The organism is Acinetobacter sp. CFCC 10889, from assembly GCF_003268395.1.
Classification (GTDB): domain Bacteria; phylum Pseudomonadota; class Gammaproteobacteria; order Pseudomonadales; family Moraxellaceae; genus Acinetobacter.
Genome location: NZ_LQXQ01000030.1, coordinates 13,333 through 38,778, shown reverse-complemented (window position 1 = coordinate 38,778; position 25,446 = coordinate 13,333). Strand labels below are relative to the sequence as shown.

Annotated in this window: 24 protein-coding genes, 1 tRNA gene and 1 pseudogene; 10 read left to right on the top strand and 16 right to left on the bottom strand. The window is 38.0% G+C overall.

The genetic code is table 11. From position 1 onward, the window contains the following. Positions 1-141 precede the first annotated feature (141 nt). The 3 genes from AVJ19_RS12575 (at position 142) to AVJ19_RS12565 (ending at position 2,072) form a co-directional block, all read left to right on the top strand. Positions 142-843, top strand: a complete 702-nt coding sequence (locus AVJ19_RS12575; RefSeq protein WP_111860040.1) for a PolC-type DNA polymerase III — start codon at positions 142-144, stop codon at positions 841-843. Positions 844-927: 84 nt separating this feature from the next. Beyond that, entirely contained in the window at positions 928-1,521 is a 594-nt protein-coding gene (locus AVJ19_RS12570; RefSeq protein ID WP_111860039.1) for a hypothetical protein, read from the top strand. A gap of 203 nt (positions 1,522-1,724) precedes the next feature. Then, on the top strand, positions 1,725-2,072 hold the full coding sequence (locus AVJ19_RS12565; RefSeq protein WP_111860038.1) for a hypothetical protein: 348 nt from the start codon (positions 1,725-1,727) through the stop codon (positions 2,070-2,072). A 348-nt stretch (positions 2,073-2,420) separates the two neighbouring features. Here the strand turns inward: AVJ19_RS12565 and AVJ19_RS12560 are convergent, their stop codons facing one another. After that, positions 2,421-3,122, bottom strand: a complete 702-nt coding sequence (locus AVJ19_RS12560) for a hypothetical protein (protein WP_111860037.1) — start codon at positions 3,120-3,122, stop codon at positions 2,421-2,423. Between the two features lie 78 nt (positions 3,123-3,200). Next, positions 3,201-3,276, bottom strand: a tRNA-Arg gene (locus tag AVJ19_RS12555). A gap of 187 nt (positions 3,277-3,463) precedes the next feature. Between AVJ19_RS12555 and AVJ19_RS12550 the strand changes: the two genes are divergently transcribed. The 7 genes and pseudogenes from AVJ19_RS12550 to AVJ19_RS12520 all read left to right on the top strand — a co-directional run bounded on the left by AVJ19_RS12550 (position 3,464) and on the right by AVJ19_RS12520 (position 10,280). Continuing rightward, positions 3,464-4,399: an ABC transporter ATP-binding protein gene (locus tag AVJ19_RS12550; RefSeq protein WP_111860036.1), complete on the top strand. Its 936-nt coding sequence runs from the start codon at positions 3,464-3,466 to the stop codon at positions 4,397-4,399. Beyond that, on the top strand, positions 4,396-5,169 hold the full coding sequence (locus AVJ19_RS12545; RefSeq protein WP_111860035.1) for an ABC transporter permease: 774 nt from the start codon (positions 4,396-4,398) through the stop codon (positions 5,167-5,169). The genes AVJ19_RS12550 and AVJ19_RS12545 overlap by 4 nt, the downstream gene beginning before the upstream one ends. After that, entirely contained in the window at positions 5,169-5,984 is an 816-nt protein-coding gene (queF, locus tag AVJ19_RS12540) for an NADPH-dependent 7-cyano-7-deazaguanine reductase QueF (protein WP_111860034.1), read from the top strand. The genes AVJ19_RS12545 and queF overlap by 1 nt, the downstream gene beginning before the upstream one ends. Before the next feature lie 22 nt (positions 5,985-6,006). Further along, positions 6,007-6,658, top strand: a pseudogene (locus AVJ19_RS12535) (hypothetical protein). A gap of 244 nt (positions 6,659-6,902) precedes the next feature. Beyond that, positions 6,903-7,751, top strand: coding sequence for a metal-dependent hydrolase (locus AVJ19_RS12530; protein WP_111860033.1), 849 nt, complete (start codon positions 6,903-6,905; stop codon positions 7,749-7,751). A gap of 633 nt (positions 7,752-8,384) precedes the next feature. Continuing rightward, entirely contained in the window at positions 8,385-9,386 is a 1,002-nt protein-coding gene (gene mltB / locus AVJ19_RS12525) for a lytic murein transglycosylase B (RefSeq protein ID WP_111860032.1), read from the top strand. 282 nt (positions 9,387-9,668) lie between these two features. Next, positions 9,669-10,280: a septal ring lytic transglycosylase RlpA family protein gene (locus AVJ19_RS12520; RefSeq protein WP_111860031.1), complete on the top strand. Its 612-nt coding sequence runs from the start codon at positions 9,669-9,671 to the stop codon at positions 10,278-10,280. Between the two features lie 502 nt (positions 10,281-10,782). Here AVJ19_RS12520 and AVJ19_RS12515 read toward each other — a convergent pair. The 14 genes from AVJ19_RS12515 to AVJ19_RS12450 all read right to left on the bottom strand — a co-directional run bounded on the left by AVJ19_RS12515 (position 10,783) and on the right by AVJ19_RS12450 (position 25,310). Then, complete coding sequence (locus AVJ19_RS12515; protein ID WP_111860030.1) at positions 10,783-11,535, bottom strand: TIGR02594 family protein; 753 nt, start codon at positions 11,533-11,535, stop codon at positions 10,783-10,785. Between the two features lie 15 nt (positions 11,536-11,550). After that, positions 11,551-11,826 carry a hypothetical protein gene (locus AVJ19_RS12510; protein WP_111860029.1) on the bottom strand — a complete coding sequence of 92 codons (276 nt, stop codon included), beginning with the start codon at positions 11,824-11,826 and terminating at the stop codon, positions 11,551-11,553. A gap of 76 nt (positions 11,827-11,902) precedes the next feature. Continuing rightward, the gene (locus AVJ19_RS12505; protein WP_162626600.1) at positions 11,903-12,310 is read right to left on the bottom strand and encodes a hypothetical protein; all 408 of its coding nucleotides are present in this window, start codon (positions 12,308-12,310) and stop codon (positions 11,903-11,905) included. Between the two features lie 52 nt (positions 12,311-12,362). Further along, positions 12,363-12,593, bottom strand: a complete 231-nt coding sequence (locus AVJ19_RS12500; protein ID WP_111860027.1) for a hypothetical protein — start codon at positions 12,591-12,593, stop codon at positions 12,363-12,365. Then, complete coding sequence (locus tag AVJ19_RS12495; protein WP_111860026.1) at positions 12,586-14,472, bottom strand: hypothetical protein; 1,887 nt, start codon at positions 14,470-14,472, stop codon at positions 12,586-12,588. Before AVJ19_RS12495 ends, AVJ19_RS12500 begins: the two co-directional genes overlap by 8 nt. A 12-nt stretch (positions 14,473-14,484) precedes the next feature. Next, positions 14,485-14,877 (bottom strand): hypothetical protein, encoded by a 393-nt coding sequence (locus tag AVJ19_RS12490; RefSeq protein WP_111860025.1) that lies wholly within the window; start codon positions 14,875-14,877, stop codon positions 14,485-14,487. Further along, on the bottom strand, positions 14,874-15,176 hold the full coding sequence (locus tag AVJ19_RS12485; RefSeq protein WP_111860024.1) for a hypothetical protein: 303 nt from the start codon (positions 15,174-15,176) through the stop codon (positions 14,874-14,876). The genes AVJ19_RS12490 and AVJ19_RS12485 overlap by 4 nt, the downstream gene beginning before the upstream one ends. Then, a complete protein-coding gene (locus AVJ19_RS12480) occupies positions 15,173-16,468 on the bottom strand; it encodes a hypothetical protein (protein WP_111860023.1) in 1,296 nt (431 codons plus the stop codon). The genes AVJ19_RS12485 and AVJ19_RS12480 overlap by 4 nt, the downstream gene beginning before the upstream one ends. Positions 16,469-16,522: 54 nt before the next feature. Further along, a complete protein-coding gene (locus AVJ19_RS12475) occupies positions 16,523-18,145 on the bottom strand; it encodes a hypothetical protein (protein ID WP_111860022.1) in 1,623 nt (540 codons plus the stop codon). 7 nt (positions 18,146-18,152) lie between these two features. Next, the gene (locus tag AVJ19_RS12470) at positions 18,153-20,141 is read right to left on the bottom strand and encodes a hypothetical protein (protein ID WP_111860021.1); all 1,989 of its coding nucleotides are present in this window, start codon (positions 20,139-20,141) and stop codon (positions 18,153-18,155) included. After that, the gene (locus AVJ19_RS12465) at positions 20,131-20,553 is read right to left on the bottom strand and encodes a hypothetical protein (RefSeq protein ID WP_111860020.1); all 423 of its coding nucleotides are present in this window, start codon (positions 20,551-20,553) and stop codon (positions 20,131-20,133) included. The genes AVJ19_RS12470 and AVJ19_RS12465 overlap by 11 nt, the downstream gene beginning before the upstream one ends. After that, entirely contained in the window at positions 20,554-23,598 is a 3,045-nt protein-coding gene (locus AVJ19_RS12460) for a tape measure protein (RefSeq protein WP_111860019.1), read from the bottom strand. It lies immediately after the preceding gene. A gap of 90 nt (positions 23,599-23,688) precedes the next feature. After that, positions 23,689-24,234 carry an antA/AntB antirepressor family protein gene (locus tag AVJ19_RS12455; RefSeq protein WP_111860018.1) on the bottom strand — a complete coding sequence of 182 codons (546 nt, stop codon included), beginning with the start codon at positions 24,232-24,234 and terminating at the stop codon, positions 23,689-23,691. A gap of 209 nt (positions 24,235-24,443) precedes the next feature. Then, on the bottom strand, positions 24,444-25,310 hold the full coding sequence (locus AVJ19_RS12450; RefSeq protein WP_111860017.1) for an ORF6N domain-containing protein: 867 nt from the start codon (positions 25,308-25,310) through the stop codon (positions 24,444-24,446). Positions 25,311-25,446: the final 136 nt, after the last annotated feature.

The following is a 25,446-nucleotide window of genomic DNA, read 5'->3' as shown; positions in this document are numbered from 1 at the left end:
CTATTTAAAAAACTTAGCTCAAATCTAAAATATTGCTTCTTACTTTGCTTAATTTTTCAAGTAATCATCAATAATTTGTGCAGAAAAAAATACTGAATGTTAAAGTAGACAAATTGACTTTTAATAAATATGGAATAGGTTATGCAAGCCATTATTCTTGATACAGAAACACATACATTAAATGGTTTACCCATTGAGATTGCGTATGCACCTATTCAAATCGAACAAGGCAAACTTAGTTTAGACCGTGAGCAAATTTTTGATCAACTTTATAGTATTGGTGATGAGAAAATTTCATATGCGTCTATGGCAGTACATCATATTTTAGAATCAGATTTAGTTGGGCAACCTGACTTTTCTACTTTTACGTTACCAACAGAAACGACTTATATCATTGGTCATAATATTGATTATGACATTCATGCCATTGAAAAATGTGGTGTCGATACATCAAAAATTAAAGCGATTTGTACCCTTGCATTGGCACGTTTAGTCTGGCCAAATGCAGAAGCTCATAATATTTCAGCCTTAATTTATCAAATCAGTAAAGGCAGTGACAAAGCCCGTACTATGCTTAAAGGCGCACATCGTGCAGATGCAGACATTATTTTAACAGCGAATATTTTGATGCACATCATTCATCAGTTGAACATTCAAAGCATTGAAGAACTATTTACTGCATCTGAAGACGCACGTATTCCACGCACAATTAATTTTGGTAAACACCGTGGTACAGCGATTTCCGAGCTACCCCCTGACTATACAAAATGGTTACTCAAGCAAGATGACCTTGATCCTTACCTGCGTAAAGCACTCGAAAATAGCGCAATTATTACATTATAAATTATGGTATTTGTCATCAAAATGACACCTTATTGTCATTTTGATCCTCTATCCTAACGATTGCTTTTCGGGGGATAGAGCAACATGAATCATTATATAAAAACTGAACTTGGCAAACAGGCTTTAAAACAACGTTTATTTGATTTAAGCCCAAAGCTTCGGCGACTTTTACTTTTAATTGGTACATCTGACTTTCAAAAATTAACGATACAATTACAACAAAATATTGCTACACCAGAGATGTTGCAATATTTAGAACAACTCGGCTTAATCCAAAACCCTCAAATCAAGCTAACTGAAATTAATGAAAAATCTGAAAGCATTCCGTCACAAGAAAATATTGAACAAGATATTGTTGTTCAAAATGCTGCCGTTGAATTACAAATTTCAGAATCTAGTCAGACACTTGCCCCGCAAATCAACCTTGCCCTTGAAAATGAAATTATTTTGCCGAAATTAAATTTTCATGAAACCAAACATTTAATGGTGCAATTGTTACGTCAAAATTGCGGCTTAATGGCAAAAATGCTGATTCAAAAAATTGAAAATGCCGAACATTCTCAAGCCTTAAAACACTGTCAAATGCAGTGGTTAACGGCTTTACAAGAAACTCGGATTTCACCTATAGAATTAAATAAAAATTTGCAAATGATCAATCATTCCATGCGTCATTTTTAATCCACTGAATAGTACAAATTATTGTTAATTTTACTTAATCCAGAGTTTTTACATCTCAATAAAATACATAATTACCTTATAAAACAAATGTTTTTGTTGATTATCTCCATTTAAAAGCAGAGTTCATTTTATTCATACCACTTAAGCATGATCCACAATTTGGCAAAAAACTTTTATAAGCTCGCTAAAGAGGGAGAATTGCAATGAATTTGACACACTGCTTACACTTTTCAACATTTGATAATCCAACCCAACTGAGTAAAATCGGAAATTGGGTGATTACTTTTTTAAATACCACAGAGAATTCCCCGACTCAACTGGCGATTAGCAATGTCATTCCACGTCAAATTTCCAATGATTTACAATTGCGTACATTACATATTCAACAGACAGAACAAGAACTTGTATGGCAAGTGCTCAAACTGGAATATTTTGATAGTGCTCATGCGCAAATGTTTGAAGCAGATTTAAATACTGATTTAACCCAAAATTTTATACAACAGCTCATGCATGAGTTTGCTCGTTATGATGTTGAACTATGCTATTCATAAGAGAAAGTTCTCATAAAAATAAATCAGGCATGAAAAAGCTCGCATTTCTGCGAGCTTTTTATGTTGGAAAGCTAGTGCCTATTTCTTATCTGAACTTAAAGTTGCAAATTCAACAAGCTGTCATTGATCTGTCCAACTTCTTCGTAGCATCTTGATGATCTACTGTAGTTTTAATATAAATCTACACTTCAAAATAGGCAAGACTGCTTAACATTTCAGCACAAAGCTAGTATTAAAATCCAATTGAATCATCGACTATTCAGCCTTATAATTTTGCGAGTTTAAAATATTATTCATTACATTACTTTTTAAAATTACCCATATTCAAGTTATCTATAGACATTTGAATCAAAAACCATTTGCTTTTAAACGCTGCCTTAATGGATCTGTTACCTCTTTCATACTTTGCTTTAATTCTTTAGTCATAGAGATACCTATTTCAGGAAAAATTAAATATGCCATTTTTTCTGATAAATCTGCATAATTTTGACCATCATTGGTTTTAAAAGCTGCCAATTTTACCTTTTTTGATAAATTTGGAAAAAACTCATCCATATCAGTTTTTAATTCCACACCGCTATACACCAAATTTCGCCATTGATTAGTTTTTAGATCTCGTACAAAAATTACATCATACTGAGAGGAAATTTTTTCTTGATAAATCTGATCTATCGCAGAAATAGGAATCACGCAAACTTCACCATAATCTGCCAGAAAATTGGCTTTTGCTGCATGAAACTGGATATGTTGTGAGCTATATGCATCTTTAAGTAGATTAAAACTTTCTTCTGTATTCTCTAAGTAGGCTTTTTCATCAATCCAATCCTCACCATCAAATACTTGACCAGCATGATGAGTACGAAAAACCTGAGCATAATCGGTATCTTGATAATGCTTAATTAACTCTTCAACTGTGCCTGTTTGAATAATCTTTATTTCATCATTCATTTGTTTTTCAAGCTTTGGATAATCCGTTTTGCAACTTAAATCTTGGGCAAATGAAAATGTTGAAAACGTCAGTGCTGATAGTAAAAAACAGATTTTTTTCATTAAAATTTAACCTATAAATGTATTTTTAATTGATGTGAATATTACAAGAAATTGTCAATAGAATAAGTATTTTTATAATGGTGCGCCCAGCGAGACTCGAACTCACTCCACAGGCTTCGGAAACCCGTACTCTATCCAGTTAAGCTATGGGCGCTTAAAAGAAGTGGGCACATCATATCAAAAAAATAACTTAGGTAAAGCATATATCTACCATTCTCATGTTTCGCTGTCTAAGCTTTGTACAATGTTCCATTTGCGCAACGCACAATTCCATGTAATGCACTTGGTTTATTTGCCAAGTTCACTCACAATATAGCCTCCTCCATCCATGTGAGAATTTCATGACTGATGCATTGACGTTAAGAGATTTATCTAAAACTTATCGCAACGGCTTTCAAGCACTGAAAGGTATTAATTTAACTGTGCCAGAAGGCGAATTCTATGCACTTTTGGGACCAAATGGTGCGGGAAAATCAACAACGATTGGAATTATCAGCTCTCTTACACGTAAAACGTCAGGTACAGTTGAAATTTTCGGGCATGATTTAGATATACATCCATCCCATGCAAAACAATGCCTAGGGGTTGTTCCTCAAGAGTTTAACTTTGGACAATTCGAAAAAACCTTTGATATTTTAGTCACTCAGGCAGGTTATTACGGCATTCCTAAAAAAATTGCGGAACAACGTGCCGAACATTATCTGGAAAAACTGGGGCTGTGGGAAAAACGTAATACCCAAGGACGCATGCTTTCAGGTGGTATGAAACGCCGTTTAATGATCGCCCGTGCGATGATGCATGAACCCAAACTGCTAATTTTGGATGAACCTACAGCAGGCGTGGACATCGAATTACGTCGTTCGATGTGGGATTTCCTGACTGAAATGAATGACAATGGTACATCGATTATTTTGACCACGCATTATTTGGAAGAAGCTGAAATGCTGTGTCGTCAGATTGCCATCATCGACCGAGGTGTCATTAAAGAAGACACAACAATGAAAGCCTTTTTAAATCAGCTCAGTGAAGAGTCTTTTATTTTCGATCTGGAACATCCGATTGAACCGCTGCATATTGAAATTATTGGACTGAAATTTAACTTGATTGACCCTGTCACCTTAGAAGTGACGATGGATAAAGCTCATTCTATGAATGATTTATTCCAATTATTAGAAGCACAGGGCATTCGAGTACGCAGTATGCGTAACAAGTCCAACCGTTTAGAAGAATTATTTGTAAAAATGGTCGAAAAAAATCTTGAGGAGAAAGCGCAATGAATTTCACCCAAATGAGAGTTGCGCTCTATACGCTCGTGGTTAAAGAAATTCGCCGTTTTATGCGAATTTGGCCACAAACGCTGCTACCACCTGCGATCACCATGAGTCTGTATTTTGTGATTTTCGGGAATTTGGTGGGTTCTCGAATTGGACAAATGGGCGGTTTCAGCTACATGCAGTTCATCGTACCTGGTCTGATCATGATGGCAGTGATTACCAACAGTTATGCCAACGTATCTTCAAGTTTTTTCAGTGCTAAATTTCAAAAAAGCATTGAAGAACTGACCATGAGTCCCGTACCATTACATATGGTTCTGTGGGGTTATGTGATTGGTGGCGTGTGTCGTGGTGTCTTAGTTGGACTGATTGTGACTATTATGAGCCTATTTTTCACAGACTTAGCCATTCATAATATTTTCGTCACAATCTATACCGTCATTATTACTTCGCTGCTATTTTCTTTAGGTGGTTTTATTAATGCGGTCTATGCCAAATCATTTGATGATATTTCCATTATCCCGACCTTTGTATTAACCCCCCTCACCTATTTAGGTGGTGTATTCTATTCAATTAGTGCTTTAAGCCCATTTTGGCAAAATCTCTCTTTAATCAACCCGATTGTCTATATGGTCAATGCTTTCCGTTACGGCATCTTAGGTCATAGTGATGTGAATGTCTCATTATCATTAATCGTTGTGACATTATTTTGTGCTGTACTGTATGGCGTGGCTTACTATTTACTTTCTCGTGGTTCAGGAATGCGTGAATAATGACTGTTGTTGAACAATCTCTTTTAGGTAAAGATACCGAATATCCTACCACTTACAGCCCTGAAGTTCTTTTCCCAATTTCACGTGCACAAGCACGTGAAAACTACAAACATGTAGAAGGCATTTATACAGGCAAAGATTGGTGGCATATTTTTGAAATTTCTTGGTTAAATGCACATGGCATTCCACAAGTTGCGATTGGTCGTATGACTTTGCCTGCATCTTCTGAGTTTTTGATCGAATCAAAATCATTAAAGCTGTACTTTAACAGTCTGAACTTTACTCAGTTTGCCTCCAAACAAGCATTTATTGACACCGTCGAAAAAGATTTGTCAAATGCAGCGCAAGCACCTGTAACACTGACCTTATTTCAAGTGGATGCGCTGGACATTACCAAACCACAAGGAATCTGTATTGATGATCAAGAACCTGACTGCTTAGTCAATCATCCTGATGCTTCTTTATTACAGTTTGATCCATCCGAAGAAATCGTTGAAGAACAAGTGTTTTCACATCTTTTAAGAAGTAATTGCCCTGTGACAGGACAGCCTGACTGGGGAACGGTTTTTATTCGTTATCGTGGTAAAAAACCTTGTTATCGCAGCATTTTAGCTTATATTATCTCTTATCGTCAGCACAATGGTTTTCACGAACAATGCGTGGAGCAAATCTTTGCCGATCTTTGGCAAAATTTGCAACCTGAAAAGTTGATGGTCTATGCAACTTATACACGCCGTGGTGGTTTAGATATTAATCCATGCCGTGTGTCCGATGAATCATGGATGCCAAGCCCAATCCGATTGGCGAGACAATAAGATAAAACATTGAGGTTTTAACATGCCCTTTTTTGGTTTTGTACCATCTGATGAACTTTTAAAGAATATTCAGACTGGTATTGAGAAAAAAAAATTCTAATGAACCACTGTATCCACTACGTGATCAAACTGCACTCTTAATTAATGATGAAATTATAGATGCATTGCTCGTAAAGCTTGTTCAGCATTTTCCTGCAAGTGAAAAACGCGATACTGCCGAAAAATTAGCAGGTTATGTCAAATCGACTGTTTCTGTTTTACTGAAGCAACTGTTAAGCAAAGCAGATAATAATGTCGTGCGTCAGTCTGTAGAGTTTTCTGAGCGTAGCTTGTTTAAAGATCCAGCAGGTGAAAATCGAGTTGGAGCAACGCTTGATGCAGCTTTAGTGACAAATTTAAAGCTTACTTTTGCTGAAATTAAAGCAGGCAATAAAATCGACAAAGAAGCTTTAGCTGAACTGTATAAACAGTTTGCTGATGCTGCGATTCGTCATTTTATGATTGATTTTAATAAAACCTTAGACCTCGGCATGATCAAGCGTAAAGCATCTGACATTGGTGCAGCGGCTGTGACCAAAGCAGTACATATCGCCATTAATAAACTTATTCCAAGCCTCAGCCGAGATGAGTTAAAGGCGGTTGCGGAATATCACGACACTCTATTCTTTAACTAAGTTTATTCTTTAATTCAGACCACTCTTAAACTTAACTTGTGATTTGTAAAAATGCTCTTTTCTAAGGGCATTTTTTATGCGTAAAATTTTTATACTATATATAGCAGCATCAGTCCTATTTACACGATATTGCTAAAAATAAACGCTATAGCCAATGTTTAATGACATTGTTATGGCAAATTAACAGATATCTAAAAGTCTATTCACAAATACACAGTAAAACAAAAATGTTATAGGTAAAATAATGCTCAAAAATATCACTAAGCAATCACAAAAATATCAACAGCGTTTAACCTCTGCGATTCAAATCCGTAAAACTCGCTTTAATGCTCAATCTGTCCAACATCACTATACTGATGCAACTCTCATCTCACACTTTCTCACTGCTCTCTCAATTACATTTCCACAAGGCGAACGCTTTTTTGTAGAAACAGTACGAAATGTACGTGATCAAATCGAAGATCCACAACTACAAGCTGATATTTCTGGTTTTATTGGGCAAGAAGCACATCATGCCCAAGCACATGAACAATTTAATGCTGCTGTACAATCAGCACAATACAATCTAAAAAAGTATGATGCTGCATTTGAAAAAGAAATGTTACGTTTAAGAACACTCACTCAACGCCGCCAATTGGCTGCAACTGTTGCTTTAGAGCATTTTACTGCATTGATGGCAGGTTATATGCTGAAATACCCTGAATTTATGTTTAAAGGCTTATCTGCAAACATGAAACAACTGTGGTTGTGGCATGCTGTTGAAGAAATTGAACATAAACATGTGGCTTTTGATGTATACCAGACCATTTTTAATAACCTAGCACAGCGCCGTAGAAGTATGCGTACTATTAGCATTGGTTTTATCAGTGGCACAACGATGATGACGGCAGACTTACTGTGGCAAGATCGCAAACAAAGTCTCTACCAGCCTGTAGAATTACTTAAAAATATCAAAGCTTTGTTTGGCTTAACACTCATGATGGTTCGATTATTTTCTGAATATATCGCATTTTATGATGAGGATTTTCATCCTAAGCAGCTTGATCAGCAAGAGCTACTCGACATGGGACGCCAACTACTTAACCCAAACTAAAAATTGATTAATTTTAATATGTTAGACTCAAAAAATCAGGTGATCTCTTAAAATTGGAATACTACAGTTGAGAAGCTTCATGAATGGAGAGTCTACATATTATATTCGTTAAATAAATATTTTTTACCAAATAGTAAAATTAATCTTAAACAATGAGTGAATTTTTTGACCATAAAATATACATCAAGGAATAACATTCATTTAAAATAAATCAATAATTGTCATACCCAGATGTGGGTCAAATAGAATATTGACCTTTTATTCTAAATAACTTCATTTAAACCATCACGACAAACCAATATCAAACTTTCTTTTTTAACTTTACAATACTTATTCTGTACACATCTTAATCATTCTCACTTTTCATATCTTTTTATACATTTAACTTTTGAATGGATCTATATCCATAATTCATAAAAATATGTTGATTGATGCATAGGCTTTGTCATGTTTTGTTTATGTATTTGTAAAGTACAGTCAATGCAATGGTATGTTAGCAAAAGTCGTTCAGTTGTGTCGTTTTTAGCATGATTTTGCAACACAAAGCATTACATTGTCAGCGACTTTTGGTATGGTGATGTCCATCACATTTACACTTATTTATACCCATAGAAAATTAGGAAATAATATTTCATGTTAAATTTTGGGCTTTTTCAGAAAGTAAGAAATATCGGCTTCTGTGCGGCAGCATTATCCATTACCAGTTTTTGTCAAGCAAATGACTTTGCCAATGATCCGAACTATAACAATTTTAAATTAAAGACAATGCAAACCTATGGTCTAAGCAGTGAACAAATTGACTGGGCAATGAATGGTTCACGAAATTTACCAAATATTATCAATATCATGAATAGACCAGGTGAAAGTAAACCTTGGTATCAATATAAAACTAATTTTTTAGCAGAAGGTACAATTCAACGTGGTGTTCGCTTTAAAAACCAGTATGCCGATACATTAAATCGTGCAGAACAACAATATGGCGTTCCACAAGCGATTATTTTGGGGATTTTAGGCGTTGAAACAGGTTATGGTGCAAATAAAGGCTCTTTTGTGACTCGTGATGCTCTCGCAACATTAGGTTTTGGCTATGAGCGTCGTGCGCAATATTTCCAAGATGAACTTTCAGCATTAATTGCTTGGTCATATAAAGATGGGGTTCCAACCAATTCAATTGTAGGGTCTTATGCAGGAGCTGTCGGCTATCCACAATTTATGCCAAGTAACATTCCACTTTATGGCGTAGATTATGATGGCAATGGTCATGTTGACCTACGAAATTCAGCTGTAGATGCCATTGGTTCCATCGCAAATTATCTTGCACAAAAAGGTTGGCAGCGAAATCAACCCATTGCATTTCAAGCACGTTATACAGGCAACAATCCTGATGCCATTATTGCTAAAGATTTAACACAGCCAACCCCCTATGGCGCCCTGAAAAATCAAGGTATCACCCCAATGAATCCGATTGTAAAAATTGATGATTTAGACCTAGTCAATGTCATCCAATTACAAGAAAGTTATGGTCCTGCTTACTACATCACTTACCCAAATTTTCAAGTGATTACGACCTATAATAAAAGCCGTATGTATGCGACTGCTTTATGGCTTTTAGGCACAGAAATCGTCAGCCGTTAAGACTTATTTTCTTCCCGAGTAAATAAGTCAAGAATTATTTTCATTAAAATGATTTGTTTTTAATCATTTTACATATATAGTTACAATTATGGTTATTTTTCATACTATTTCCGTAAGATTTTGTCCTTTTTGTAACTATTCATCAAATATTAGTAGACACATTCGTTACTGCATGAATATTATCCCCTACCGTTAAATGTGGTTGCAAAAGTAAATTTACAGACTTTAAATTTTATTTTTGAGTTTTAAAAATAGCTTTTTAAGGTTCCCAGGAGTTAAACAATGCATGCTTCACTAAAATATATGATCGCCCTGACCATGGGGTTGAGTATGACGCAAGTCAACTCAGAAATGGTTCAGTCATCATACTTAAACAACGATTCAGATAGTTCAAGTCTTGCTTCACGCGTTGTAAGTAAAGATTCAACTAACTTTAATTCACACTTTTCAAACTTAAACAGTTTGTCAATTACTGAACGTTCTAGCGATAAAATCCGCCGCGATACACTCGCAGCAAAAGTTCAAGTGCGAGAAGACGAGCCTTCAGTCATTGATAAATTAAATGCTGTTGCATCAAATACTGTTCGTAAATTTTCACAAACAGGTGTTGCATCTTGGTATGGTCGTCAATTCCATGGTCGTAAGACTGCAAGTGGCGAAACTTTTGATATGAACCAATTAACCGCAGCACATCGCAGCCTGCCATTAAACTGTTACATTCGTGTGACGAATAAAAATAATGGCAAAAGTGTTGTGGTAAAAGTAAATGACCGTGGTCCTTTCCATGGTAACCGTGTACTTGATTTATCTTATGGCGCTGCAAAACGCCTAGGTATTACTAACTCAGGTACAGCAAGCGTAAGTATTGAACGTGTAGATGGTCCTAACTCTTAAGTTTGCTACCCCCATTTAACGGAAAAAACCACATTTCTTGTGGTTTTTTTATTAAATGGCTTTTTTCCACTCATGGTCCATCTAAAATAAAAATATAATATTTCAAATTAAAAACATTTCTATTTCTAAAACCACTGTCACTTTGCTATAAAATACATTGACCAAATAGACCTAAAACTTTGCACATCCACCCTTTGACCATTTTGCTTTTCTCGTTTATATTTTTCATAGTAGCTAAAAATAAATGAAAGAAGTCTAGTGCGCACGGAGTGCAATATGAAATCAATTACTGAATGGTTTCATATTTTAAAATTATAAAATAAATTCAACTATTTATATTAATCTATTATTTTATGGTGTAAATACAGCGTAAATTAACGAGAGTTATTTACGCACTGCACACAAACAGTCACATGAACTTTTGTGTTGATCGAATGAGCTGTGCAACTTGTGAGTAAGATGCACAGCAATAAAATAAGACTATTTTGCATAGTAAAGCGCATTAAGCCTCACTCACCTTCGTCGCACTCACACCACTCAACACTGGCAACTTATAGCGAAATTCCGCAGGTCGGCTCGTTTTACCATACCAACGGAACTCTTGAAAATCGCTGTCATTATATAAAGCATAAGAAACAGCATTGCCTTGATTACCACCAATACAAACTAATTTCCCTGTTTTTTGATCACGACCAACAACGAAACAAACATGACCACCGCCCTTGCGAGTTTTGATCGCAACACAACCGTAGGCAGGTTTTACGAGTTTAGATCCGTAGTTCACATAGTCGAGTGCCCGGTACCAATGCTTTGGATATTTCACACCTGCGACTTTTAAGCAATGAGCAACAAACGTCCCACACCACGGGGTTTCATCATCAGTGAACCAGCCGCCCAAGCCTTTAATCCATCCCAAAATGGTTTTGTTATGTTGCTTACCCGCAATTTCACGTAAACCAAGATGTTTTTTGGCTTCAATCATCCACGCTAAATCGTTTGAATTTTGTGGTGTGGTCAAAAGACTGTTGATGCCATTTAACTGCGGTGCATGTAGCTCAGGTTGATAGATTTTCTTGCCAATCAAGCCGAGTACTGGAATTACAATTCCAACAACGACAGCTTCATATTCTTTCGGAATGAGCTGAAAATCTAATGCCCACTGCAGCAATGGAATAAGCACAAGCATAAAAAAAGCTCCCAGCATTGGGAGCTTCACTGACAAATATTGCCACGGGTTTTCATTGATTAGTTTCATTTTTTGACTCACTTTTTAAATTTTCATTCGTTGCTTATCTTTAGCTTCACGCATTTCAATCTCATGTAGCTCTTGTTCACGTTTATCTTTGCGTTTTTGAAATTGGCGATTTGATAAAAAGTTCATAAAGCTAATGATTAAGCCCGCCAAACCAATACCCACACCAATTAAAAACCCCCAGTCTAATGCTGCCGCCCATGACACTAATGTCACCCCTGTACCTGTTACTGTTGTTACTTTCCCCGCAATTGCTGCTGATGTTTCTGCAACTGCGGTTGTGGTTTCCGACATAGGTTTCTCCTTAATTTTTGGCAATAAAAAACCACCCGAAGGTGGTATGTAATTCAGTTCTGTATCTAAATTTAGATCATTTACATTGATTGAGTAATGATTTCTTTAAAGAACCATCTCCATCAATAATGTCAGAAATTTTGCAATTATTCCCCTGACAAACGACTTTGTAAGTTACTTTCACTAGATTTTGTCCCACTTTTTGAAAAGAAGGTTTTTGACGATATTCAGGATCTTGACTTTGCCACATTTGATCCTGCCAAGCTTGACTGCAATTTTGCCAATTTCCCTCTCTTAAATTATTTTGAGCTTGCTCTAGGCCATTATCATAATACAAAGCTAATAACTCATCTCCTTTTTCCAGTTTCTTACCTTGCTGATAAATTTCCTTCAACAGTTGAATCTGCGGATCTGTATTTGCGAAAGCACTACCACTTACACTAAATACGAATGCTGATACCAAACAGATAATTTTATTTTTCAAAACCCACACCACATTAAAATAAAAATATGATTATAAATGCTATTTTGAAAATTCAAACTTCTATTTGAATGACCTCTCCATTTGGCGCAAGCCGCTTAATCTCTTGATTTGATACAAATACTCGGTCATTTAATTTATAAACAGCACTACTGGTACACATCACTAGCCCTGAATCATCTGCAACTAAAACCTTGTAATTCGGATGATCAACACTGGTAACTGTGCCGACGAATTCGGGTGCTTTGGGCATCAAATCAATTAGACGCTGTAAAACATTACTCATTGAGAACACGCTCCACGGTTAGATTCTGATTGACCACAGCATGTGAAAATGACACTGAAACACTTTCTACAATGCCCCACCACTCGGCATTAAATGCAATCACATCACCCGGTTCACATTCCCCAACATCTTTTTGCATGGGAATTTCCAAACTATGCGTTTCAATCATCCCTGCCTTAGCAAGTAATGCCTTTCCATAACCACCCATCGAAACTGCAGTAAATAGCGAATTACTCACTGTTTCTTGCAATGTATCACCTGCTGTACCTGTACGTTTGACTTGACCTGTAAATCCTGTGCGGTCATTGGTTAGTGTTACGCCATTGTAGTCAGGATAAGGTTCATAATCAGTGGATTGACTTGTCACTAAGCCCTCAGGCAACAATCGATCATAGTCGTCGAATTGCATTGCATCCCAAAAAGTCTTTTTATATTTAGGTTTAACACTTAATGTGTTAGAGCCTTTTTCACTATAAACAAAGCCACCACCCGCTTCGGCAATCTGTTTAATGGTTGCGATTGGGGTTTGATTGGCATAGCTTAAGCTGTTGGTGGGTACGATCCAACCGAGTTCATCAATCAGTTGCCAATTTAATTGTGTATCACTATTCACACGATCTAGTTCAGCTTGTGCAAGTTGTACTGATGTTCGCTCATTCTCTTGAAGAAATGAACGTGTTGGTGAATAAGGTGCGTCAAGTAATGCGGTTTGACTTCGCCCTGTTAATTTCCACACGTCTTCAGCAAAGCGTCTGGAACGACTACGATTTTCAAGCAGCATGTGATGAATATTGTCATTGACTTGAATTTTCAGAATTACAGGTTGTGCGTTGATGGGTTCTAATTTGCTAATCTCAGATGCAGGCACAGTTAAATTATAGGACCAACACCATTGGCTTCGACTTGTGTTGTAGTCTCCATCGATTACAGTGATTTTTTCGCCATTATCTAGACGACTGACTTCAATATTATTCACGATATACCACCAATTACGTGGCGCAAGACTGGGAATACAATCTTCATCGCCAAAGTTTAAAACAACATTGTGTGGATCTACTTCATGCAATAAGCAGATAAAATTCAGATTTGGATCACCGATATATTCTTTCGGTTTAAGTTTTAGCCATGGCAAAATCGGATGCTTGCGATAGTAAATTGATTGTGCTTGCTGCCAAGGAATATCGGATTTAGTAACGAGTTCTAAGCCTTTATCCCAACTAAAACCAATCCGCTTTTCAAAGACATGTGCGACTTCATGTGAAAAAGTGAATTGCTTACGCTTTCTAATCAATTCATCCCAATGGTTGTTGCGTTGAACTCTTAATTTTTTGCTTTCATCAAACAATACATTGCGAGCAATGACGCACTTTTCAGCATGATTCCAAGACACATTTTTCGCAGTATTTAACCCTGTACTTTCTTCAAAAACTGTCCGAATATCACGCTGTAAAACTTGTGTTCGATCATATCGATTTGAAATGTAACGACTCAGGCTTTGTGCTTGCTCAAAATAAAAAGCACTGTTTTGCGCTCTAAAATTTGGCTTAGCATAGCGTGCGGTCAGTGAGATTTCAGTGCCAACCGCTTTTTGAAACATCGTTGTTAAAAAAGAGCAAATACCCTGATTAAAATTAAGATCATAAGTCCCGAGAATATCAGTAAAGAACGATAGATCTACAACTGCATCAATTCGATTCTGATCAGTAGGTACAGCATCTTGATATGTGCCTACAATTTTAGCGATAAAGCTTAGATCAACTTCAACATCAACAATGTTTAAAACAACTTGTTCGCCAAAATTTAAATCTGTGCTGCCAGTGCTGAGTTCATCAAAATTCAGAACAACATTATGCGAATCAGGCGGTGTATAGTTCGACACATGTACACCTCATTATGTTGATGGTTTTAGAGTAATAGAGTCAAGTTTAAATGAACCACCCAACACTAAGTCTCGTGTATTGAGCACCATATCAACAACACAATCAAAGTCCGCAACCACTTGCCCTTCGCCATTCAGCAACCTTGTCCAGACTGCTGTCCCTGTTTTAATCACGGTTTCTTCTGAGCTTGGCATTAAGTCGATACTGTCCGTATTGATTTGCTTAAAACAAGGTTTGGGTAATGTCACAGTGACGAGTTTTGCGGATTCATTGGCTGCAATGGCGGTGTTTACAGGTTTGGCATCATCATAAAAAGTAAAGGTAGCATTGGCGCTACCTTTGTCTATAAACAGGATTAAAGCCTGTAGTAATGACAGACTTGCATTTAAAGACGGTCTAATCATTTCGGCACCACATTATCTTGAATGACTGCGTTGTATTGCTTGGTATCATCAAAAGCAACAACAAATGTTTTTAAGTCTGTATTTAATCCATATATTTGGTAATCACCATTTGCATTGGGCTTTCTAACTGCAAGTGGTTGCAAGTTTGCCTTGTTATATAAAACCACCAAACAATTTCTATATTTCTCACCTAGTTTTTTGGTTGATCCCTTGATGCTTGCAGCCGTGTTTTTTGAACCAAAACCAATATCTTGCAATAAATTTCCACCTGGCATGACTTTTCGAGAAACGGGTTTCACTCCAACTCTCCTAAATGAAAATAAAGACCACCAATTGCATTCGTATCATCCTGTGCAAAGCACAAAGAATCATATACATACATATTATTTTCTGAAAAAATAGGGGTCGTTTGTTGTATATTATGATTTTTTCCAGACCAAGCAACATGCTTTAAACTCCCAAGTAATCTCGCATTACTCGAAATAGGGATTTCTAGTGCCGATACCATCCCTCCATTGTAAATATTTGAATAACCTGAAGAGTAATCAGGAAGAATACCATAGCATTGCTGGTGTGGTGATTTCTTTAATGAGATATCGTATTTCGGCGTTATTATATAGCCTGAATTTGCATTATAAACAAATGCATTTGTTTCATTATAAGCTGCATCATTCACACTTGCATTTCTCAATGTTAATGTTGAAGCTAAAAACCAATTCGGAATTACATCATTTGGCAAAGCATTATTAAATACACCTAATCCATATAAAAATTTTCGGGCTGTATGTTGTGAATACCCTCGGTTTTGCAACACTAAATACAAGGAATCGACACCACCAATGAGGGTAAATCTATTATTAAAATTAGGTGGCTCAAAATAATCAGGGGCGTTATACACAAAATTACCTGAATTTAATAAACCTCTCGACCAATACCATCTTGCCCACCCTCTTACCACACCCTCACCTGTACCTGTGATTTTCCAATTCTTGGCAGGATCAGTCGGATCAAAAGGTAACTGTAAAACTTCAGGATTTTCATAATCATCAATATGCGTCATGTTTTCAAGCAAGCCCACCATTGCATACTTTGCATAGCTTGAATCGTAAACACCTGTTGTACCATCTGGGCTTGTGAGTGACTCATCCACCCGAATGAATGGATGTTCAGCACGTGGGTTTTTAGCACGATACACACGCTTTACATCGCCTGTATCACGAAAAATAATTTCATAACCGAGTGATGCGAGTTTCCCTGTGCCTTTGGTGGTGATATTTTTCTCAGTGATTGCAGTACTTGGTTTTAAAATCAACTCGGTTGCACTTGGTGTGCCTTTGATTCGATATTTTTGATTCAAAGAACTTGGTGTAAAACCTGATAATTCTACAACTTGAAATAACAGCGCATTATGTGCTGAATACAGCGTGATATGCACATCACCTTGATCATCAATTGAAGCTGCTGTGATTTCTGTAAAATCAATGCCCGTAACCAATGCTTTATCAAGCAAGCGAATCATATCGCCCCAATTATTATCTAAGACCAAGCCATTTAAATGGCTAAAAAATTGTACATCAACATCAGTCGCCATAATTTTTACTCATAAAAAAGACCGCACAAAGCGGTCATAAGATTCATTTGAATATCAAACAATACGATCAATATCACCACGTAACATAATCTGGAATTGATCTGAAATTTGACTTGGTTCTGATTGTTTTACAGTACGAATCGCCCAAATCGGGAACGTTGCCGCAACGGTGTTAAAGCGTAAGGTATTGCCTGATGCCCAACCTGCACCCCATCCCTCTTTTTTTACGATAAAGTATGGTGCGCCTGTGACAGGGTTAATTGGCTCACAATCCGCATTAATATTTCCTGTACCAATTTGCCCCGACGTTTCGCCAATGATTCTGAAATTAGTGCCATCACCAGTCAACACCAAAGTCCAACGTTCCTGCGTTGCACCATTGTTAGTGACTTCAATCGGATATAAAGCATCATTGTACTGCGCTGAAATTGCACCACCTGACGCTTCATCTTCCCATACGCTATTCCATGTTTGCTGTACAAACTTTCGTGTATAACGTGCTTGCATATCACCAATGACCAAAGCAGATCCAACAATTGAATCCTCTTTAGGGTAATTATGTGTGACAGGTTTGGTAAATGTGATTTGACCGTTAATCTGCACATCCTTGATCAAACCCATGTCTTGATAACGATATTTTGCAGAAAGCGGTGGTACTAAGGCATTTAGCGCAAAGTCACCACTTAAAGTGAACTTACCATAATCATAGTCCACGACATACATGTCATAAGGCACTTTAACGCCATTACTGTCTTCGAGTTCACAGTAAGCAATACGCTGATCATCTAACTCATACGTTTTCCCTGCCACATGATCAGGCATTTGATACATTTTCGTTGCACTGATAATTCCAATGTCACCCGTGCGGAAAATCGGAACGCGCCCATCAAGGGGTAAGCGTGTTGCAGATAAACCCAGTATTTCAGCGTCAAGCGGAATATAACTATAGGCTACAGCGTTATAACGCACAGATTCAGGGGCAACCCAAACAGGATAATTGATATATTGTTTGCCTGACTCTTCATATTCAAGCTCTACGCTATACCAATTCTTTGCTTCAATGTCTTCACGGTTTGCAGCAGTAATTTCAGTCTTTTTATAGAAATACAGATCCACAAAACCTGTATCGTAATTAATCCCGCCATGTGCCTCGGCAGTTTCAATCACACCATTATCATTCGCTCGCAATGTGAGTTGACCAAATTCCAAAGTTCCCACAACTACAGTTAAAGAACTCGGGCGAATCGGAATGGCAGGTGTGCGAAAACTGACTTGGTTGATTGGTGGAATATCAGTGGTTGTTGTTAAACTCTGCAAAACAAGATTATTGTCAGTATTGGGTGTCCAACTACTTAGCTCAATCTTGCCTGTGCCATATTGCACCGTGCCTGATAATGTTCCGCTGTTGTTCGATGGATCCACATCACGATACAACGTCCCCACACGATCAATAAAAGTATTATTGCCCAATTTAAAGCGTACCGAACCTGCAATAATCTGCTCGTCAAAGCCATTGGTGATGTCAAACTTTAAGCTATTGGCAATAACTTGCTTTGTGCTTTGTGTTGAGCCTAATGCACTGACAAAAGTTGCTTGAATATCTGTGATAGAGCGTGCTTTTAATTCAACTAATTTCTCAGAAACATCACTAATTTTGGGTAATTTAAAAAAACTCATAACTCACCTATGCAGAAGCATAAACAGCAGTTGAATACTGATTTGCCACATATGATTGTGTATATTCTTTTGCCATCAGCACAGGGGTAATCACAACTTGATTGGTTGTGTAGTTTACTGTGCCAAATACTGTGCCACTGCTATCAACCAGATTTCCTGTTGTGCCATTTACAGGTACATCAAACACATCCAAATACTCACGCTCAAGACCATTTTCAGCAGTCAAAGGAATAGTGAGTTGAATGCTGCCTGGTTGTTTGGTCCCGCTTGGTAAAGAAAATGTCAGTTTATTCGCACTATCAGGAACAACATTACTAATATCTGCTTTTGACGATGTGCTGAAATTAAATTCAAAATTAAATACAGTGCCTTTTTGTGGCAGCTTATTCGGTACCAAGCGACCTGTATTATTAAATGGGTTAAATGTGCCTGTTGCATCGCCTGTAAATTTATTACCACTGGTTGTTGCTGTCTTCTCTACACCTTCAAGCAGCCATTTCACAGTCAAGCCGCTTACCCATGCATTTTCTAAACTATGCTCGGGCGTGCCTAAATCAAATTCAAATGCTGCAGCTTGAACTGCTAAATTTGATCGAATGAATGTGGTGATCGGTGTGCCCCAAAGTAGCAAGATCGGCGTATCCACATCAGGCAAAGCACCTGTAGTCAGTAACCATGATCCTGTTTCATAATTGATTGTGCCTGAGCCGAAAGATGAACTTGCACCAGTGAGCATGCCTGAACCGTCGTCTTTCAACACGTAGAATTTACCTTGTGCCATGTAAGAGATCGTTAAAGAACCTGGTGCAGGAATCGGAGTAATCACGCCCGTCCAATTTGCACTTTGATTATTCTGAGTAACTGGCAAAGCATAGGAGTGATACGGCTGCACAGGTGCAGAAGCAGGCTTAAAACTAATATTTAATGTTGTATTTCCTGCACCTGCAGATTGCGTCCAGCGAATCAAGCCGCGTTGATAATCAATCGTACCAACCTGAATGCCATTGCTGTTTTTTAAAATACCACCCTGATCCGTGATCGATTGGTTGAAAAGCGTAAAAGCCACTGTACCCGGCATTACACTCGATGCTAAATACAGATTTTGATTTTCACCAATACTCGTTGGATAACTCGCTGAGATGGTCCCGTTATTCCCTGCAATTAATGTCATATTTTCCGAGTTGGCATTCACATCAATAATCGGGGTTTCAGACTGAGCCGCAGGAATAAGTTGAGTAAACATACTCTTTGCATTGACTGTGTATGTGCCCACATTCACATCATCAGCAACACCTACACTTGAGTAATAATTGCCTGTATCTGCAACAAGTGTTTCACGTAGTATCGAAGTGGACTTTTGCCCGTTATACCACTGTTGAACCGACACCCCGACAAAGTCAATTAAAAGAGGATCATTTAAAGTATAAGTTGCAACTTTATATTCGACTTCTTTACCATCAATGATCATCTTAGCAATACGTGTTTCAACTTTTGTGATACGCACATATTGCTCAAACTCTAAAGCACCACCTTCATTTGAAATAATTACGAAAGAATTCCCTGCACTGAGTTCAGTTTCACTCGGAAACATCACAGTTTGTAGAATCTTCATGCCTTTCCAGTGGGTGTCGAGTGGCAAACCCACTGCTTGACCACCTTTTGCTAAATAGCTTTCTACACGGTTTTGCGCACTTTGGCGTTCATCTGTCCAGTCTTTGGTGCTGAACAATGTTGCTGATACATTTGGATCTTCGGGCAGTTCAGAAATAAATACTGTGGCACCCATAAGTACATCAGTGTCATTGGTGGTCACGGCGGGGAAAATCTTCCGCATCGACACATCACCCATCGTACGGTCGAGTTCTGAGATATCAGCAAATAGATTATTGCTTTGACCATCGATAAGTTGCTGACCTGAGTATTTTCCACCACCATCAGCAGTATCACTCAAACGTTCAGACTTATAAATGACAAGGTTATTGGTTTCAATCGGCATCTTTTAGCTCCAAAAATTTGATCGTGACTGAGTAATAGTCATCTTCTGAAACAGTCGGAATATCTTTGACAGTTTTAGGATTTGAAATCGCACCGTCTTGATGATTAAAAATCACATTAAAACGGCGGTTGTCGTGTGGATAATCAAACTCAAGTGTGAATTTCTCATCTTGCAATGCTGACCAGTCTTGCAGTTTTGACAACTCACGGCGTTTGATCCATCCCATGCCATCATTAGCAGGAACTAAAGTGATCGGTCGCCCCGACTTCTTTTTTCCCTCTTGAACAATTAAAGAGCCATCAATCGCAAACTGTTGTTTCTGCTCAATCGGCTTGTAATCAAATTCATCAGACCAAAAAAAACCGTTCTCAATAAGAACGGTTTCGCTTGTTGCTATACGTATTAGTTTCATTTAACTACTCTTTTTGATTGTTTCTAAGCGCCCAAGCATGTCTTCAAGCGCATCAACATCAGTAGAACTTCCCGATAGTGTTGTTGTTTGTTGACCATTGGTGATTTCGATTTTGCGAGTCGGTGCGGGGTTGGACATGGTTGCCAATCCATTACCATTTGCTAATTCTGCTAAACGTTTTTGAATTGCTGCCGAACCTGCTGATGCTGTTAAGCCTTGCCCAAGTATTTTATTAAATTCAGCATTCATAAAAGGATCAATGTTTTTACTCATTGTTGCTTTATCAGCATCGCGAGCTGAACTCATAATTGAACCAGCAAGTCTATTTGCCATTTTATCGTCATAACCCATTCCTTTAAGTTCAGCTAAAACTTCAGCTTTACTATATGATTTAAATGAGCCTCCAACAGCTTTACTACTGCTGCTTTTGTCACGCTCAGCTTTCTGAGCATCTGATTTAGCTGTAAGCGCATCATTCCATTCATCAATCGAGTTTTTCGCCTCCCTTGCGGCATCTTTAGCGGCATCACCCATTGCTCTAAAGCCTTGCACGGCGCTACCGCCTGCTGTGCGACTTAGGCGCTCAACAGATGATGTAAGGTTATCCATTGATTGAACAGAAGCTTTACCTGTTTCATCAACCTGAATCTGTAATTTATGGCTTGCACCTGCTGCGTTGGCTGTTGCAATTGAAGCAGCATCACCCGATAAAGCTGCGGCTTGTGCTGCTTTTTCGTACGCTTTTTGCACACCTTCTGCTGTAGCTTGCCCACTATCACGTACATTAATAAAATCCATCATCGCTTGTTGTGCAGCAAGTTTTAAATTTTCTTTGGTTTCAATACCAAGGCGTTTAAAAGATTCAGTCACAGGATTAATATCATCTGGTAATTCTTGTGCTTGCATGCGAATTGCAATTAAACCCTGCTCCACCTGACTCGTTGAAATTTTTCCTTGATCGCCAAATTCTTTTAGCTTGGCTTTTGCTGCATCAATCTCAACCTGAGATTTGGCAGTTTCAAGCCATTTAAGCCATGCTTGATATGTAATGTCGGCAGCTTGTTGACCTGTTGCGCCTAATTGACCAAGCCCGCCTGAAAAAGTATCTAAATCTCTTTGCCCTTTATTAAAACCCTCTGAAACTCGATTAAAAGCAACATCCAAATCTAAACCCAAGGCAACACCTGCTTTACGTGCTTGATCTATAGATGATTGAGTTCCCTGTGTTACTTCCGCACTTCGTGCAATACGAGCAGTATTTAATTCACGCTCTTTCGCATCAATAGCCGCTAATGATGTTTGAGCTGATAGTAAAGCATTCAAATCACCTGATTTTTTTGCATCTTCGATTTGCTTTGTAAGTAAAATTCTCTCCACGGCGCTAGTGCGCAAAAAGTTTTGATAATCTGTTTCAGCTTGTTTGGCGCGCCCAACAGCAAGTTCATTCGCCTTTGCGGTTTCTTCAGATGTCTTTTTAGCCTCAGCAAGCGATGCAACTGCAACTTTGCCTGATTGATCAAGTGTGACCATATAGCCTTTAGCCAATAGATCTGCTTGAACAGTTCCATCCATCACGCCTTTATTTGCTGCAATTGCAGCCTCAGCATAAGCTTGCACAGCCTTAATTTTTTCAGCTTCAGTGGTTTTTTTAGCTGTGGCTTCGGTATTTTGGTCTGCTAAGAGCTTTTCTAATTTCTCTTTTGATGATGCAACAGCATCAGCATCTTTCTGCGCTTGAGTTTTTGAAATTTCATCTAAAGCTAAACGTGCTTTAGATTCAAAACCCATAACCCCATCAGTAGCTTTATTGTAGTATTCTTGGGCTTTTTTAGACATAGCATCCATGTTTGCTATGGCTTCTTCCTTCCAAGACCCCCATGTCACTTGAGATTTAAGCTGATACCATGCAGAAGATAAATCAAACATTAATCCAGTGAATTGATTTACAGCTATTCCTATTGTAGTAAAACCATCACTAAGTAACCCAATTGCAACATTGAGAATCTGAACGAATTTTGTAAACCCATTTGTTTTAGCTGCCGCCTCATCAACACCATTAGAAAATGAAAAGAACATATCTAAGTTGCTATTTAATCTATCAAACAGCGCCTCAAGCGTTAAACCTACGGTTGATGCAAGTTCTTTTAGTGCATCATAGGCTGACAATAATGCTGTCTTTAACGCCTCAATTGTCGCAGGGTCGATCTTTTTAAGTTGATCCCCCACCCAAATAAAACCTTCACCAATATCTTCTAAAACAACATCCAGCTCTTGAATATTATCTGCAAGCGTTACAAGCCATTGCGCTACTGTTGCACTTGCGCCATTCGCTTGATCCATCTGACCAATAAGAATTTCCCAACTCGTTGAGATGCGTTGTAAAGCATTGCCAATGGTGGTTGGGAATTTATCATACGTTGCTTGAACAGATGCAGCTTGACTGCTGATCGCTGTAACAACACGTTCAGAAGACAGCTCTCCCGCCTCTGCCATTTTTCGCAATTCGCCAGTCGTTACGCCCAAGCCTTTCGCCAATGCTTCAGCAAGACCATAACCACCCTCCATGATTGAGTTAAATTCTTCTCCACGAAGCACACCACCTTGCATTGCCTGAATAAATTGGGTTACTGCTGCGTCCGCAGCCTCGGCAGAACCACCGCCAATTTGAATCGCTTGGGTGACTGTTTTAGTTAAATCCAACGCCTGTTGCTGCGACATCCCCATGTCTTTTGTGACAGTGTTTAAGCGGGTAAATAAGTCAGCAGTTGTGGTTAAATTTGAGTTTGTGCTTAATGCGATCTGATGCACACCCGAAATCGCTTGCTCAAAGTTACCACTTTCTTTTGTTGCAATGCTGATACGAGTTGAGAGGTTTGTATAAGAATCTGCTGCTTGAGCTAAGCCCTGCACACTTAAGCCCACACCAACGGCAGCCATGGCAGCAACTAAGGCATTTACAGCAAACTTTGCGCCATTCATGCCTTGTTGCAAGCCAGTCGTATTGGCTAACAGGTTTAAGCTAAAATCCATTGAATTTGAAGCCATTTAATTTCCTCAGCTTTTCTTTAGGCAATAAAAAACCTCCATTAAGGAGGTGGATGGATGGCTGAATGGTCATTTTGACCATGTAGGTTTTTAATGAATTAAGTCATTATCTTTATTTTCTAAATCCAAGGATGGTTGTGCCTCTTTAATCAGCTCATCCAATTCTTTAAGCATGGCTGGTTTAGTCTGTTTACCCTCTACAGACAAAAACCGTCCTGCTTCAGACAGGCATTGTGTGATTAATTCAACTTGTGCCGAAAGTTTGCCAATACGCACTTGCAAACCATCTTTAAGTTGGCGAGCCAACTCCTCTTGTTCGATGTAGTATTTACGGATCTCATGACCCTTTTCATTACGCTCCATCATTCCGAGATGCTTAGTCATATCTACTGAGATAATGTATTCGTTTAAATATTTTGCCCCTGATACCTGCTCGTCTTTTTTGACGACAAGGGTGTAATCATAATTTTCTTCAAATTTACACTGCTTAATTCGACGCTTAATCCAATGAGAGAATTCTGCTTTCACTTCAAGCATCTTGTGTAAGTCACGAGCATTCACACCAAGTTGAACTTTTCCATTTAATTCAACTTCAGTAAATGGGGTTTGGTTTTCAATTTTTACAATTGCATTCATATCGTTTACCTCGTTACCAAATAAAAAAGCCACACAGACATGTGGTAACGAGACACATCTGTATAGCAAAACTTAAACGCAAATTTTCGCTTAGCTTTAAAATCAGCTAGTTATAAAAACCCCGAACAAAAAGTTCAGGGTTTGAAAAGGTTTAAAAAATTTAGGTAATAAAAAACCACTCTTTCGAGTGGTCTTAATTTATTTAAAAACTATATAGGTAACTTTTGCTGATATGTTCCAGTGAACCAATCAAAGTCTCTCACACAATTTTCCAATTTTTGCTTTTGATCAGCTTTCACAAACCGCCATGCGAGACTTGAGCCATCTGTAAAGTGATCAACCACTCTACTGTAAAGTGTTGGGTTTAATTTCTTAATTGATTCACCATATACACGCCACCACTCTCGTACCCAAATCATGTGAGTTGCCAAGGCGTGGATGTTTTGTATATCTGCATCAGTGAATTTTTGTTTCTCCGCATTACTATATAAAGCAATCAAATGATGCACATATTCCACGGCGACAGGAATCGCATCGTATGGAATGAGCGCTATATCATCAACATTAAAGCGCTGATGAATTAACTTCCATGCATCACTAGAACTTAAATGCTTGGTTTTAGCAACAAGCATAGTATGAGCATCGTGTAAAGCGGTGCGTTCCGATTTGTGGGTTTTAGCTAAAATCTCTTGGCGGTGAAAGTAGCAATCCTCTAATTGTTCAAAGATATCCCATGCTTGATCAGTATCAAGCATCTTGGCGTGTCGTGCTGCACCACGCTCTGTCCAGAGGGTTAAAACACGAGTTTTGCTTGAAATTTGTGCGTGAACATTATTCACGAGCAAATCACTTGTAACTGTCTTCAAGCTAGTCATAAAGTCCTTTAATTCCTGACCAACGATTTTGAAGAAGTGCTTACCCTCAATAAAACGAGCCTTATTATTTGAGTAGTTTTTACGAATATTACTTGCATCCGTACCATAAAAATTAGCCAACATTTCATTAGTAACAACTGGAATGGATTTGAAGTTAATGATCGACACTTCAATATCATTAATTTGTGCTATATTTGACATATCAATTTTTCTCTAAGAATGTTGATAGAAGCCCTTGCATTTGGTTGGTAGCCCGCAAGGGCTTTGTTGTTTCAGGTTACATTCAAACCTCAACCTGATATATGTATCTTATTTAATAATTTTAAATATTGCAAGA